This window comes from Rhodoferax sp. GW821-FHT07G04, from assembly GCF_059418585.1.
Genome location: NZ_JBWKQD010000002.1, coordinates 879,615 through 893,698, shown reverse-complemented (window position 1 = coordinate 893,698; position 14,084 = coordinate 879,615). Strand labels below are relative to the sequence as shown.

The window sequence follows — 14,084 nt, the reverse complement described above, 5'->3', positions numbered from 1 at the left end:
GTCTAAGCCGCCTTGATGGTTTTGCTAAAGGGATCAAGGTCTGGTGGTACAAAGGGTTGTGCCAGCTCACCCGGCATCGGCCCTTCGCCCCGCATGGCGGCCCGCAGACGGTAGACGTAAGCCAGGACCTGCGCCACGGCCGTGTACAGGCTGGAGGGAATGTCTTCGTTCAGTTCTGAGTTGGCATATAGCGCGCGTGCCAGCATGGGAGACTGCAGAACTGGAATGGCGTGGTGCTTGGCGATGTCGCGGATCTTCATGGCAAGCAGGTCGGAGCCCTTGGAGATGACCTGGGGCGCGGCCATAGTCTTTTCGTCGTAGCGGATGGCGACCGCAAAGTGGGTCGGGTTCATGACCACAAAGTCGGCCTTGGGGACTGCGTTGACGCTGTTCTTTTGGGCCAGCTCCCGCTGCTTCTGGCGTATCTTGGCCTTGATTTGCGGGTTGCCGTCGGATTCCTTGCCTTCTTCCTTGACTTCTTGGTGCGACATCTTCATTTCGCTCTTGTGCAGCAAGGTTTGCAAGGGCACATCGACCAGAGCCGCCAGGAACACGACTAGCAGCAGCAGACCCATGCCAGTGGTCAGCCAGTCGGTCAGGTGGCGTATGGCTGAACTGGACGGTTGCAGCACCAACGACGATACGGTTTGGATGCCCGAGCGCAGGAAGATGGCGGCGATGGTAAAGAGAATGGCCATCATGATGACCATCTTGGTCACAGACCACAGCTTCTTCTTCGTGAACAGATTGCCGAAGCCCGACAGTGGGTTGAGGCGGCTCAGATCGGGCATCAGCGGCTTCAAGCTGTTCACCCAGCCACCAGAGGCTACGGCAGCCAGGATGGCGGCCGCGGTGATGATGGTGGCGAAGGCAGCGCAGCCTGCGACGCCAATGCTGGTGGCGTCGGACAGGCGGGTCAGCATGCTGCCGGTCTGCATCACGGCAGCGGCATCGAACGACAGCTGTTTGCTGATGCTGTGCTGTAGGCGGTTAAAGAGGATAGGGGCCAGCAGCATGACGCTGACGGCGCCGGCACCCAGCACTGCCAGATGGGACAGGTCTTCCGAGCGGCCAACCTGACCGTCCTCGCGCGCCTTCCTCAGCTTGCGCTCGGAGGCTGGTAGGTTGCGATCTTGACTGCCTGATTCCATGGTGGGGCTTGAGAGTTCCCACCATTGTCGTGAGCAAGGCTTAAAACTAAAGGCTGAAAAGGGGGGGGATGCTCCCCCAATTTCCGCCACGGCGGTCGCACTCGTCAGTCCGATAATGGGTTGTCAAAACCCCGATTCGCCAAACCCGCGGGCTGGCTTACCTGTCTATGTTCTCCATTGCCCTGGTCATGATCGTCCGCGACGAAGCCGCGTCCATTCGGGGCTGCTTGGAAAGCGCCCGGCCCTGGGTGGATCGCATGGTCGTGGTTGATACCGGGTCCGTCGACGATACGGTGCGCCTTGCGCAGGCAGCTGGGGCTCAAGTTGGGAACTTCACGTGGGTGGATGATTTTTCGGCGGCCCGCAATCACGCCTTGTCTCTCGCGGGTGCCGATTGGAACGTCGTGCTGGATGCAGACGAGCTCGTTGTAGACGGTGGGCCAACGCTCGCAGCGCTGCGCACAATGCGTCCCGATTTTGTGGGGGCTATCCAGGTGGAGAGTGCCTTCGAGTCCAATGGTCGGGGATCCTCCGCGTCCAGCTGGATATCCCGTGTGTTGCCAAAGACGGTGCGCTATGTGGGACGCATCCACGAGGCCCCGGTGCACCAACTGGCGGTGCGCAAAATGGCAGTGCGCGTTTCCCATAGCGGCTACCGCCAGCAGGCCATGGCCGGAAAGAAAGGGCGCAATGCCAGGCTGCTGCAGATGGCGCTGGCTGAGAACCCGGGTGATGGTTACTTGATGTACCAGATCGGCAAGGACCATGCGGTCTATGAAGAGTTCGGCGCTGCGGCCCGCTACTTCGCGCAAGCGGACCAAGCCCTGCCGACGGGGCTTTCGCTGGCGCATGACTTGTTGCTGCGCTGGCTGTTTGCACTGAAGAAGACGGGGCAGCACGCCGAGGCGATGCAACTGGCCGAATCCCGTATGGCGCTGTGGGAGCATTCACCGGACTACTGGTTTGTGCTGGGGGACCTGCTGCTGGACTGGGCCTGCGAAATGCCGGCGCAGGCCGATGCGCTGATGCCACTCATAGAGGCCAGCTGGCTACGCTGTCTGGAAATTGGTGAGAACCCCGATCTGGAGGGGGCGGTCCATGGCCGGGGCAGCCACTTGGCGGCGACCAACCTTGCGGTCTTGTATGAAGGGTTGGGCCGGGGCGAAGATGCCAGGCGGTACCGGGAGCTTGCCGCTGGGTCGGCTAAACCCGCTTAGCGACGATTTCCATGCAGGATTTGTACCGTGGACTGATGCTGTAGTCCACTGGGTGAAAGCCTTCCTGGGCCAGCAGGCGCATCAGAGAGGCACGGCTGAAGTTGTGGTGGTGCTCAATTTCGCCCCAATAAGGATTGATGCCCTCAGCATTGGATTTTCGCCAGGAACCGCAATCCAGATTAGGGCAGGACACCATCAGCAAGCCGCCTGGTTCCAAGGCTGCATGGACGCGCTTCAGTGCATCGCGGGGGAATGGGACATGTTCGAGCACGTCGGCTAACGAAACCACTTGCACCGGGTCGCTGACCTCCAGTGTGGAGAGGTCGCCTACGGTGGCGTTGTACCCTAGCGTGGTGAGGTTCTCAACGGCGGCTTGCCGTGTATCCATGCCGATGGCGACAAAGCCATACTCTGCGGCAGTGATCACCAGGCCTCCAGCGCCGCAGCCAACGTCCAGCCACACACTGGCGCCAGTGAGCCAAGCGGGCTCTGCCAAATGCTTCTGTACACGCTCTACGGAGGGAGCCCAACGGTAGCGCTCACGGTCCATATCTTGCACGCCGATTTGTGAGGCATTGCCTTGGCTGAAGAGCAGCGTCAGCCCCTCCGCATTGAAATAGTCTTCACTGTAGATGTGTTCGCACTGCGTGCAATGCATCCACCGAATCTGCGTGGGCAAGCCGCTTTGCCACAGCGGGTGCTGACTGCAGTCTGCCGTGCGCAGCAATTCAACAGCATGGCTGTTGCATAAGGGGCAAGACTGAAAGCGCGTGCAGAGCCGCGAAGGGGCCTGTGGCGGGTTGTGCATTGCGAAGGGTTGCGGACGTGCGTTCTGGCGACCCTGCTGACTAGTAGCTATTGGCTTACTTCAAACCGGTCTTGGTCAGGATATGGTTGACCTTGTCTTCCAGTGTGGCTTTGGTGAAGGGCTTGACGATATAGCCTGCAGCGCCCTGTTGGGCTGCCAGCACGATGTCTTCCTTGCGGGCCTCCGCCGTCACCATGAGCACGGGAAGGTGTTTGAGTTTGTCATCTTTCTTGATTTCGCCCAGCAACTGGAACCCGTTCATATTGGGCATATTGATGTCGCTGACGACAAAGTCAAAGGTGGAACTGCGCAGCTTCTGCAGGGCCACCAAGCCGTCTTCCGCTTCGTCTGCATCCACAAAACCGCTCTCCTTCAGGAGGTTGCGCACGATGCGCCGCATAGTGGAGAAGTCATCGACGACCAAAAAGCGCAGTTCTTTTGACATGGATTACCCTTTCCCGGGTGATTTTTGCATATTGCTAAGTATCACCGAATTTTGCATGGAATCAATGGGCTGGTTGCGCAACCGCAGCGGCCTGCGTTGTTTCCGTTTCCCCCCCATTGTCCACCGGCACGCGCAGGCCGCCCAGCAGCCTTTCTTCCGCGTCTTTGGTCATCACCAGGATGCTGATGCGGCGGTTGCTGGGGCTTAAGGGGTCTGCAGGATCCAGCAGCAGGCTGGACGCCATGCCCACCACCCTGGCCAGCTTGTCTTCGGGCATGCCGGCATTGGCCAGCTCGCGGCGTGATGCATTGGCGCGGTCCGCCGATAACTCCCAGTTGCTATAGCCCTTGCCCGCATTGCCGTAGGCGCTGCGGTCGGTATGGCCGTCCAGGCTGATTTTGTTTTCCACACCCAGCAAGGCCGTGCCGATTTCCCGCAGGATGTCGCGCATATAGGGCTTGAGCGTGGCGCTGCCGCTGTCGAACATGGGGCGCTTTTGGTCGTCCACGATCTGAATCTGCAGGCCATCGGGTGTGATCTCAAGCCGGATCTGCGACGCGAACTCGGCCATCTTGGGGTTATTCGATATGGCGCCGGCGATCTTGGCGCTGAGCTCAGCCAGCATCTTGGCGTCACGCTTGGCGGATTCAATCTTCTTTTGCTCGCCGGACATGCGCTTGGCCTTGCGGTCTGCGCCATCGCCGCGCTTGGCTTGGCCGGTGCTTTGGGTCAGGTCACTGCCACCGCCGTTGATGACGCTGCTGCTGGCGCCGGCACCGCTGCCGCCCTGCATGGCCACCTTCATCGGTGATTGGAAGTAGTCGGAGATGCCCTTCTTGTCGCCCTCCGACGTGCTACCCAGCAGCCACATCAGCAGAAAGAACGCCATCATGGCGGTCACAAAATCGGCGTAGGCAATCTTCCAGGCGCCCCCATGCGCAGCGTGGCCGCCTTTCTTGACCCGCTTGATGATGATGGGCTGTAGCTTTTTGGCGTCGCCAGCCATGATCAGGTGTCCATGGTCCTATTTCTTGCCCTTCACATAGCTTTCCAGCTCGACGAAGGTGGGGCGTTCCGTAGAGTACAGAACCTTGCGGCCAAATTCAATTGCGGTGGAGGGGTTGTAGCCCTGCATGCTGGCCAAGAGCGTGGTGCGTATGCACTGCAATTCCTTGCCGGCTTCTTCGACCTTTTGCTCCAGCACGCCGGCCAAGGGCTCGGCAAAGGCATAGGCCAGCAAAATGCCCAAAAAGGTGCCCACCAGCGCCGAGCCGATCATGCCGCCCAATACGGCTGGTGGTTGGCCCACGGAGCCCATGGTGTTCACCACGCCCAGCACGGCCGCGACGATACCGAAGGCCGGCAGACCGCCGGCGACCCGCTGGATGGCGGCCACGGCGGCGTGTTCTTCATGGTGGTGGGTTTCAATCTCGCTGTCCATCAAGGACTCGATTTCGTGGGCGTTCAGATTGCCCGAGACCATCATGCGCAGGTAGTCGGTGATGAATTCCACGACATGGTGGTCATGGCCGACGGCGGGGTATTTCTTGAACAGCTCGGATTCGTGGGGCTCCTCCACGTCTTTTTCAATCGCCATCAGCCCCTCTTTGCGGGCCTTCTGGAGGATGTCGTACATCAGCGCCATCAGCTCCATGTACCGGGCCTTGGTGTATTTGCTGCCCTTGAAGCAGGCGCCCAGACCTTTGACCGTGGCCTTGACCACCTTCATCTGGTTATTGGCCAGGAAGGCGCCGACCGTTGCACCGCCAATCGTGATCAATTCGAAGGGCAGGGCGTGCAGAATCACCATGATGTTGCCACCGTGGAAGATGTACACGCCGAAGACGCACACCAAAATGACGAGCCAGCCGACGATTACGAACATAGGCGCATTGTGACAGGGAAGCCGGTGGCTTCAAGGGTTGAATAGACGGGCTTTTGATGGCCTGTCACTATCATATCGGCGCAGTCCCAATGTGCTTGAGAAATTTGACCGGGCTTTGTGAGCCTATTTACCTAAAATGGGGTTTTTGCAAAGTTGTGCAAGAAAAATGGCCTTCTAGCCCTCGTCGTTATTGAGTATGTTGCTATTAATTATGTAGTAATCAGTGCAGCAATATGCCACCACCGGCAGCGCCCTTGCCGGCGCGGGCGGGTGGGCTGCACAGGCCGCACTCGAAGTGGCGGCTGTTCTCATAGGCTTCGCTGACGAAGTGGCCGCCGCACTTGCTGCATTTGGTCATGGACAGCATATTGTTGTCAATGAACTTGACCAGACGCCACGCCCGCGTCACCGACAGCAGGGGCTCTACGGCACAGGCCGAGATCTGCTCGGTGTACAGGCGGTAGGCTTTCATGATGGCGTCAATGTCATCCATGGCGCAGACCTTGGTCAGGTACTCATAGGTGTTCTGGAACAAGGAAGCATGGATATTGGGCTGCCAGGTCAAAAACCACTCGGTGGAAAAGGGGAGCTGGCCCTTGCTGGGCGAGCGGCCGGCCACTTCCTTGTACAGCCGCAACAGGCGTTCGTAGGAGAGGTCGGTTTCGCTCTCCAACACTTGCAAGCGGGCGCCCAATCGGATCAACGCGACGGCGCGCTCAACTTGCTTGGAATCGTTCAAAACGCTTTTGGTGGCCATGGTATTGCTCCGAGGGGAAAGGGGCGGTAGGTTTTACAGGGTTTCGGCGTAACGGCCGGCCATCAGGATGCTGGCATGCAGCTTGGTGGTGGCGTCGTTGTCGACCTTGTTGACAGAGTGGTTGGTCAACAAATTCCACACCATGTCGTCGTCCACACGGAAGCGGCACAGCAGCATATTGCCGGAGGCGATCTTCATGATCTGGGCGGGGGACAGCGCACCGATCAGATCGGCGGACTCTTCCGACATGCCCAGGCGGAACAGGGCTTCGGGCTTGTCTTGGCGGATCAGGTTTTGTGCCAGCATGAGATAGGTCATGTTGGCTTCGCGGATTTCGTTCAACAACTGTTCGTTGGTCATGTCGGGCTCCTGGTATGAGCGGCAATTCGTGTGAATCACCATGGAGCGAATTCTGGGCTGGAGTGCCAGAAACTTAAATCAGACTTCGGCTAATCCGGCCGTCGGAAAAGCACAAAATTCCTGTAGGAAGATGCCCTACAAGATGTAAGAAGACGCAGAGAAACGAACGCTCAACAAGCTGTACCGTGTAGCGCGATGGCGGGTCACTTCAAGCCTCTGTCTTGGCTCTCTATCGGCATGGGCGACAAGAACTTGAGTGCGAAATTTACGCACACAACCATCCAGTTCAGTGGGACCGCAGGCGGGCCAACTAATTAGATAGTGCAATAGCAAGCCTCTGGGGCTTGGCGGGTCTTGGGATCCGGCACCGAAGTGTCGGCTCTGCGACCGGGTTGCGGTACTTAGCCGTTGCGCAGCAGTGCCAGCACGCTTTGCGGCATTTGGTTGGCCTGGGCCACCATGGCCGTGCCTGCCTGTTGCAGGATGTTGGCGCGGGACAGGTTGGCGGTTTCCTGAGCATAGTCCGCGTCCATGATGCGGCCGCGGGAAGCAGCAGAGTTTTCTGCCGAAACGCGCAGGTTGGAGATGACCTGCTCGAACCGGTTTTGCGATGCACCCCAGGTGGCACGTATGCTGGTGACGGTATTGATGTCGGTGTCCAGGTTGGCGAGTTCGGCCGATGCGGTTGCATTGGTGGTGCCGAGCGTAGTTGATGTCGTGGTTGTGGTCGGCACGTTGACGGTGATCACATCCAGGGTATTGGCGCCCACCTGGAATTGCGCGGCAACCGCAGCGCTCAACAGGGGCTGTCCGTTGAAGGTGGTGGAGGCGATCACGCGGTCGTTTTCGGCCTTCAGCAGCGTGTATTCCTGGTCCAGTGAGGCGATGTCGGTCGCGGTATTGGTGCCATTGGCGGCCTGCACAGCCAGTTCGCGCATGCGCTGCAGATTGTTCGAAAGCGCTCCCAGGGCGCCTTCAGCCGTCTGCGCCATGGAGATGGCGTCGTTGCAGTTGCGGATGGCCACGTTCATTCCGCGGGTCTGCGCATCCATGCGCTCCGCGATCGCCAGGCCGGCAGCGTCGTCCTTGGCGCTGTTGACCCGCAGACCGGAGGACAGCCGCTGCATCGACGTGGTCAATGACAGTGCCGAACTCGACAAATTCCGCTGCGCGTTCAGCGACGCAACGTTGGTATTGATACTGCTTGACATAAGGCGCTCCTTAAAAGCTGTTGAGCCCGGGGTAATTCCCGGTTGGAGTCAGCTCACTTGCCGACTTGGCTACACGGTTAGCAAATTGTGGGGAAACTTGAATGTTTCATTTCCCGGATAAAACCGGGAAAACCAAGCCATTTCCGTTGCTCCAGACGCCTCTTTTGCAATTAATCCTTAAGTCTTGGCCCGGTTTGTCCGAAAACAAATCCAACGGGTTCTGGTTCAGGGGCTCGTCGACCAGAAGGTGTCTTTGCCGATGCCCCGGTCATGGCGACCAGCCTTGGGGTTGGCTATGTAAAGGGCAGTGATGCCTGGTTTTTAAGATTTTTAGGAGAATCAAAATGGCAGGAATCAACACCAATATCAACTCGATCAATGCCCAGCGCAACCTGGCATCGACGTCCATCAGTCTGGCTACTTCCATGCAGCGCCTCTCTTCAGGCTTGCGTGTCAATACCGCCAAGGACGACGCCGCCGGTCTGGCCATCGCCGAGCGTATGGATGCCCAGACCCGTGGCATGAACGTGGCCATCCGCAATGCCAACGACGCGATTTCGCTGGCGCAGACGGCTGAAGGCGCCTTGGGCGTTATCTCGCAAAACCTGCAACGCATGCGTGAGCTGGCAGTGCAGGCGTCCAACGGCACGAACACCACAACGGACGTTACCAATCTGGACGCTGAGTTCACTGTGCTGGTGGCTGAAAATACCCGTATCACCGGCGCTGCCAAATTCAACGGCAACGTAGTGATTGCGGCAACCACCTACGCATTCCAAGTGGGTGCCAACACCGCTGACCAGATCTCCGTGACTGGCGCGGCCTACACGGGAACATCCACTACGTTGGGTACCACGACCACGACGGCCAACGCCGAAATCGCCAAGATTGACACCGACATCGACGCAGTGACCACGGCACGCTCCACCTGGGGTGCTACGCAAAACCGGTTTGAAGGCGTGATCGCCAATCTGCGGGTCTCGGCAGAAAACTCGGCAGCTGCCCATGGCCGTATCGTCGATGCGGACTATGCGATGGAAACGGCCAACCTGACGCGAGCCCAGGTCTTGCAACAGGCTGGTACGGCGATGGTGGCGCAGGCCAACCAGGGACCCAGTGGTGTGCTGGCCTTGCTGCGGTAATCGCGGCGCAAGGGTGGGGGCTTTGCGCCCCTCCCGCTCGCGGCAGCGGCGTTTGGCACAGGCCAACGCCGCTTTTCTGCGTTTTGAAAATAGCGATATCGGGCTATAAACTGCCCATAGGAGGCCGCGATGGCAATTTCATCACCAGGCGTAGGGAGTGGGCTGGACGTCAACAGTATCGTGTCGCAGTTGGTTGCGATCGAGAAACAGCCTTTGCAGCCCTTGCAGACCAAGGCCACGGCACTGCAGAAGCAGTTGTCGCTGTACGGCACGATCAAATCCCAGGTTTCTGCGCTGCAGGATGCGGCCACCACCCTGGCCTCTGCCAGCAGTTGGTCTGCCCAGGCGGCCACATCATCCAATACGGCGGCTGTGACGGTTACCGCAGGGTCAACAGCCTCCACGACGGCTTTCGGTTTGGACGTGACCCGCCTGGCTCAGGCGCAGACCACGGCTTCGCGCAGCCTGGCCGTGGGGGCGTCGCTGGGTGCGGGCGCTGGGACCGGCGTGCTGACCATTCAGTTGGGCAGTTGGGGCGCCACGGGAGCGGGGCCTTTCGTGGCCGGAGCCTCTGCGGCCGTGACGGTCAATGTCAATGAGTCCGACAGCTATACCGCGATTGCCAACGCCATCAACGCCAAGAACGCCGGGGTAAAAGCTACCGTGCTGCGTAGCGGCAACACCGAACGCTTGTCGTTGCAATCCACCACCACCGGGAGCGATGCAGGGTTCACCATTTCATCGAACAGCGGGTTTGCGGCGCTGGATAGCCTGTCGTTTACCTCCTTGGCCAATGGTTCGGAGTCCGCCTCGGGCATGGAGTCCAGCCAGTCGGGCTTGAATGCGGCCTTCAAGATCAACGGGGTTGCCATTGAGTCGGCCACCAATGTGGTGAGCAATGTGGTGGCCGGTGTGACCTTCAATTTGCAGCAGACCACGGCGGTTGGCTCGCCGGTGCAAATCTCCGTGGCCCAAGACAAGACGGCCGTGCAGAAGAATATCCAGACCTTTGCGGATGCCTACTCGGCGCTGAGCAAGACCCTGGCGGATGCGACCAAGTATGTTCCTGGCGGTGTGTCCGGTGTTTTGCAGGGCGATTCGACGACCGTGGGCTTGCAAAGCCTGATGCGCAAAGTCATCAGTTCCAACAGCGTGGGGTCGACTTTTGCGCGTTTGTCCGAGGTGGGGCTGGAGCAGCAGGCGGACGGGTCGCTGAAACTCAACACGACCAAGCTCACGACCGCCATGTCAGATATGAGCAATCTGCAAAATTTGTTCACAGCCGACAACGCCAATAGCGCTACCAATGGCTTTGCGCTGAAGCTGCGCGATCTGACCAAAGGCCTGATCGCGTCGGATGGTAGGGTCACCAGCAAGTCCAGTGCATTGCAGGGTGCCATCACCCGCAATGGAGACGAGCAGGACAGGGTCAATGACCACGCAGCCGTGGTTGAAAAGCAGCTGCGCGCGCAGTATTCGGCCCTGGACGCGCAAATGGCCAAGATGACCAGCCTGAGTTCCTATGTAACAGCCCAACTGGCCCAGTGGAACAAGGCCAGCTAGTTCTTAAGTACCGTATTCCGGGTGTTTGCCGCGGCAAATTTCCCAACAAGCCTGTAAAGATAGCCCTTGAGTTGCGGGTGTGGCGGCCGATAGATACTGTATCAAGCAGCCACAAGAGACTCAAAAATGTACACATCCGTCAACATGCGTTCCGCAAATGCGTATAGAAATGTAGGGGTTGAAACTGCTGTGGCGGGCGCCGATCCGCACCAGCTGGTCGGGCTGTTGTACCAGGCGCTGATGCAGTCCCTGGGCGCCGCCAAGCTGTCCATGCAGGCCCGGGATATTCCCGGCAAGGGCAAGGCCATTTCACGCGCCGTACGACTGATTGAAGAAGGACTCAAGGCTGGCCTCAACGACGCCAAGGGTGGGGAGTTGGCCGCCAACCTGCGCGGGCTGTATGACTACTGCATCGTTGTGTTGTCCGAAGCTAATCTGCGCAATGACATCAACAAGGTGGAAGAGGTCATCCGCCTGATACAGCCCCTGGCACAGGCTTGGAGCGACATCAAGTCCGAAGTCGCCAATATGCCCCAATACGCCATGCAAGCGGGAGCCTGAGATGCCACAGATGCTGATTGACTATTACAAGTCTATCGAGGAAAGCAGCCTCAAAATGCTGGATGCGGCCAAGTCACAGGATTGGGAGCAGGTGGTGCGTTGTGAAGGTGTTTGCGCCGTGCTGATCGCGCAGTTGCGTGAGCGCAGCCGCTCAGAGCAATTGCTGCCCGAGCAGCGCAGCGAGAAAGCCCGCATCATGCGGCGCATTTTGTCCAATGATGCGCAGATCCGTTACCTGGCGGAGCCGTGGTTGGAGCAGTTGGACGCTGCAACGGCCGAGCATCCGCCCTACCTCCATTGAGTCAATGCAGCAGGGCGTAAAGCCGGTCTAGCTGCGTCCACTCGGACTTGACCAGAAGCCCTTCAGCCCGCTTGGCAAATGCCGCGTTGTGCTGGTAGATGCGGCAAAAGACCTGGATGGTTCGTATGATGTCTGGCGCGTCGAGCACGCTATTGTGATGCGCGGCGGCGCCGGCCAGCATCAGGCGCAAAATGCCATAGCGCGTCAACAGTCTGCGGTAGTGTTCCATGGCCGTTGCCTGGGTCCACGGGAATGTCTCGCGGATCAGATCGTTGAGCAGGTACTTGGAAACGAGTTTCTCGCAAACACCACCGTCTTGCGCCAACAGTTTTCTGCCACGCGCATAGTTGTCGGATATTTTGATAAGCGACAAATCGCCGGTGATTTCCAGCCCGGCGCGCACCTGGTCCAGTAGGTCGCGCTGGTTGCCGCGGGCTTCGTCCGGTGATTTCGTGCCGAACAAGACGGCGAACAGGGTCACGCTGGTGGCCTGCTGCTTGTTGAGCTGATCCACGGTGGCGTGGATGCTGCCACTCTCCACCATGGCCCGCATGTCGTCGAGCAGGGTCGCAACGTTCGCCTGGGTGCCCGCTGTGACAAGCGCGTCCAACTGCTGGCACAACCAGCCTGCGGTAACCAGGCGCTCAGTGTTCGACAGATCCGGCGTTTGAAAGAGTTGAATCAAGAACACGCGGACTTCGTCCATGGCCTCCAAAGAGTAGCCTCTGACCGAACTCACAACCGGTGTGGTGGCTAGCCGGGTTGTGAAGTCTGCGCTCACAAACTCAAAGGCGTCTTCTTGTGTCAATGCCAGTCGGGCTGCCTCTGGGCAGGAGAAGGTCAGGCTTTGTTCGAAGCGGTCTCCAAACTGCACGACATAGCGCGGATAGATGTAACAGGTGTCGGACAGCGCATCCTCCCCCAGCGTCTGCTGAATGGGGCATAGGCCGTCGCTGGAGTGCAAGCCGCAGTGGGAGTCCGATGGCCTGAGGCTGAGTTTGCCGTGTCGGGCGTAGGAGTCCTTGTCCTCTTGCACCAGGTACTGCTTCAGCAGAGGTTTGAGTGCGGGATGCACTTCGCGGCGGTAGCGTTGAAAAGTGTCTTTGTCCACGTGGATGGACCAGGTGGAGCAGCAGGTGTCTGGACACTCCCCGCCCAGGCATTGGAATTGGGTCACGTACTTGGGGACCAGCATGGCACTGGTCAGGTACTTGGGGGGCTGCGTAGTGTTGTGGGTCACGTTTTGAGTCCGAGATGCCATGTGATCCACCCATGGTAGGGCTGAACGTCCTTGCCAGGGGCCCCGAATTGGCAGCTGAACCGAGCGCTTTTTCGGTTTGTTGGCAAAACCTAGGGTTTACCCTTGTATTTACCAGCTGCAAGCACGCTGGGGGTATTTCGAATCCAGGAAATAACACCGACTAGTTGTTTAATTTTGTAACGCTCTTGCCGATAGTTCTTGGATACTGGTATTCCGTTAGTGGCTTTGTGGGCTTGCTTATTTCGTGTAGGCACAGCTCCTCGTAGGAGAATTTTTCATGTCCTCACCTTTCCTGGGAATGAGTACTGCGAACATCGCAGTTTTGACCACGACCCAACTCAATAGTTTGACGACGTCAGACTACCAGGTGCTCACGACGGATCAGATGCGAGCGTTTACAACGGATCAGCTCTCATCCCTTCAAACCAAGTTCATTGCGGTGCTCACGACAAATGATGTCGCGGCACTCACGACCGACCAGGTCGTCGCGCTACGCACGGATCAGGCGGCGGCCTTCAAGACGGATCAGGTGGTGGCGCTGACCACCAGCCAAATCGCTGCGTTGGAAACCAACGACCTTGCGGCACTGAGCACGGCCGGTGTTGGTGCCATGAGCACCAACCAGATCAGCAAGGGTCTGACGACGGACCAAATTGTTGCTCTGCGCACAGACCAAGTGGCTGCCCTCAAGACGGGCCAGGTCGTGGCGCTGACCACCGACCAAGTGGCCGCCATGGAAACCCGTGACGTGGCTGCACTGACCTCGGCCAGCATAGGTTCTTTGACCACTGACCAGGTTGGCAAGGGCCTGACCACCAGCCAGATCGCTGCGTTGACTACGGCCGGTGTCACTGCGTTGACCACGGCCGGCGTTGCCGCCCTGACCACCGACCAGGTCGTGGCCTTGCGCACAGACCAGGTTGTCTCCCTCAAGACGAACCAAGTTGCGGCAATTACCACCGATGGCATCGCTGCCATGGAAACCCGCGACGTGGCGGCACTGACATCGGCCAGCATAGGCGCGTTGAGCACCAACCAGATCAGCAAGGGCCTGACGACGGACCAAATTGCTGCACTGACAACCGCTGGAACCGCTGCACTGACAACTGCTGGGGTGGCAGCGCTGACCACGGACCAGGTTGTCGCCTTGCGTACGGACCAAGTCGCAACATTGAAGACCGATCAGGTCGCCGCGTTGAGCACCGATGGCGTCGCCGCCATGGAAACCCGCGACGTAGCGGCCCTGACGACTGCCGGTGTGGCAGCGCTCTCCACCAACCAGATCAACAAAGGCCTGACCACAGACCAGGTCGTTGCCCTGCGTACCGACCAAGTGGCTGGGCTCAAGACCAACCAGGTCGCCTCGCTGACCACCGACCAAGTGGCCGCCATGGAAACCCGTGATGTGGCTGCACTGACCTC

Annotated in this window: 14 protein-coding genes and 1 pseudogene; 6 read left to right on the top strand and 9 right to left on the bottom strand. The window is 59.0% G+C overall.

Annotation, left to right across the window (positions count from 1 at the left end):
* Positions 1-2 precede the first annotated feature (2 nt).
* Entirely contained in the window at positions 3-1,151 is a 1,149-nt protein-coding gene (locus AC07OO_RS13295) for an EscU/YscU/HrcU family type III secretion system export apparatus switch protein (RefSeq protein WP_495082577.1), read from the bottom strand.
* 167 nt (positions 1,152-1,318) lie between these two features.
* Between AC07OO_RS13295 and AC07OO_RS13290 the strand changes: the two genes are divergently transcribed.
* Positions 1,319-2,368, top strand: coding sequence for a glycosyltransferase (locus AC07OO_RS13290; RefSeq protein ID WP_495082576.1), 1,050 nt, complete (start codon positions 1,319-1,321; stop codon positions 2,366-2,368).
* Here AC07OO_RS13290 and AC07OO_RS13285 read toward each other — a convergent pair.
* The 7 genes from AC07OO_RS13285 to AC07OO_RS13255 form a co-directional block, all read right to left on the bottom strand.
* Positions 2,355-3,047, bottom strand: coding sequence for a class I SAM-dependent methyltransferase (locus AC07OO_RS13285; RefSeq protein WP_495082575.1), 693 nt, complete (start codon positions 3,045-3,047; stop codon positions 2,355-2,357). The two genes, AC07OO_RS13290 and AC07OO_RS13285, sit on opposite strands and share 14 nt — an antisense overlap.
* A gap of 184 nt (positions 3,048-3,231) precedes the next feature.
* On the bottom strand, positions 3,232-3,621 hold the full coding sequence (cheY, locus tag AC07OO_RS13280) for a chemotaxis response regulator CheY (RefSeq protein ID WP_495082574.1): 390 nt from the start codon (positions 3,619-3,621) through the stop codon (positions 3,232-3,234).
* Positions 3,622-3,682: 61 nt separating this feature from the next.
* Complete coding sequence (gene motB / locus AC07OO_RS13275; protein WP_495082573.1) at positions 3,683-4,627, bottom strand: flagellar motor protein MotB; 945 nt, start codon at positions 4,625-4,627, stop codon at positions 3,683-3,685.
* Positions 4,628-4,645: 18 nt separating this feature from the next.
* A complete protein-coding gene (motA, locus tag AC07OO_RS13270) occupies positions 4,646-5,506 on the bottom strand; it encodes a flagellar motor stator protein MotA (protein WP_495082572.1) in 861 nt (286 codons plus the stop codon).
* A 220-nt stretch (positions 5,507-5,726) separates the two neighbouring features.
* The gene (gene flhC, locus AC07OO_RS13265; RefSeq protein WP_495082571.1) at positions 5,727-6,263 is read right to left on the bottom strand and encodes a flagellar transcriptional regulator FlhC; all 537 of its coding nucleotides are present in this window, start codon (positions 6,261-6,263) and stop codon (positions 5,727-5,729) included.
* Between the two features lie 33 nt (positions 6,264-6,296).
* Positions 6,297-6,623, bottom strand: coding sequence for a flagellar transcriptional regulator FlhD (gene flhD / locus AC07OO_RS13260; RefSeq protein WP_479608414.1), 327 nt, complete (start codon positions 6,621-6,623; stop codon positions 6,297-6,299).
* Positions 6,624-7,024: 401 nt separating this feature from the next.
* Entirely contained in the window at positions 7,025-7,834 is an 810-nt protein-coding gene (locus AC07OO_RS13255; protein WP_495082570.1) for a flagellin N-terminal helical domain-containing protein, read from the bottom strand.
* A 344-nt stretch (positions 7,835-8,178) separates the two neighbouring features.
* Between AC07OO_RS13255 and AC07OO_RS13250 the strand changes: the two genes are divergently transcribed.
* From AC07OO_RS13250 to AC07OO_RS13235, 4 genes are all read left to right on the top strand, one after another.
* On the top strand, positions 8,179-8,976 hold the full coding sequence (locus AC07OO_RS13250; protein WP_495082569.1) for a flagellin N-terminal helical domain-containing protein: 798 nt from the start codon (positions 8,179-8,181) through the stop codon (positions 8,974-8,976).
* A 129-nt stretch (positions 8,977-9,105) separates the two neighbouring features.
* The gene (gene fliD / locus AC07OO_RS13245; RefSeq protein WP_495082568.1) at positions 9,106-10,539 is read left to right on the top strand and encodes a flagellar filament capping protein FliD; all 1,434 of its coding nucleotides are present in this window, start codon (positions 9,106-9,108) and stop codon (positions 10,537-10,539) included.
* A gap of 144 nt (positions 10,540-10,683) precedes the next feature.
* Positions 10,684-11,100 (top strand): flagellar export chaperone FliS, encoded by a 417-nt coding sequence (gene fliS, locus AC07OO_RS13240; protein WP_495082567.1) that lies wholly within the window; start codon positions 10,684-10,686, stop codon positions 11,098-11,100.
* A 1-nt stretch (position 11,101) separates the two neighbouring features.
* Positions 11,102-11,401: a flagellar protein FliT gene (locus AC07OO_RS13235; RefSeq protein ID WP_495082566.1), complete on the top strand. Its 300-nt coding sequence runs from the start codon at positions 11,102-11,104 to the stop codon at positions 11,399-11,401.
* Between the two features lies 1 nt (position 11,402).
* On the opposite strand, the gene fliB is transcribed toward AC07OO_RS13235, so the two are convergent.
* Positions 11,403-12,641, bottom strand: coding sequence for a flagellin lysine-N-methylase (gene fliB / locus AC07OO_RS13230; protein WP_495082565.1), 1,239 nt, complete (start codon positions 12,639-12,641; stop codon positions 11,403-11,405).
* A gap of 298 nt (positions 12,642-12,939) precedes the next feature.
* Here fliB and AC07OO_RS13225 point away from each other — a divergent pair.
* A pseudogene (locus AC07OO_RS13225) lies at positions 12,940-14,084 on the top strand (heme utilization protein); the annotation flags it as partial.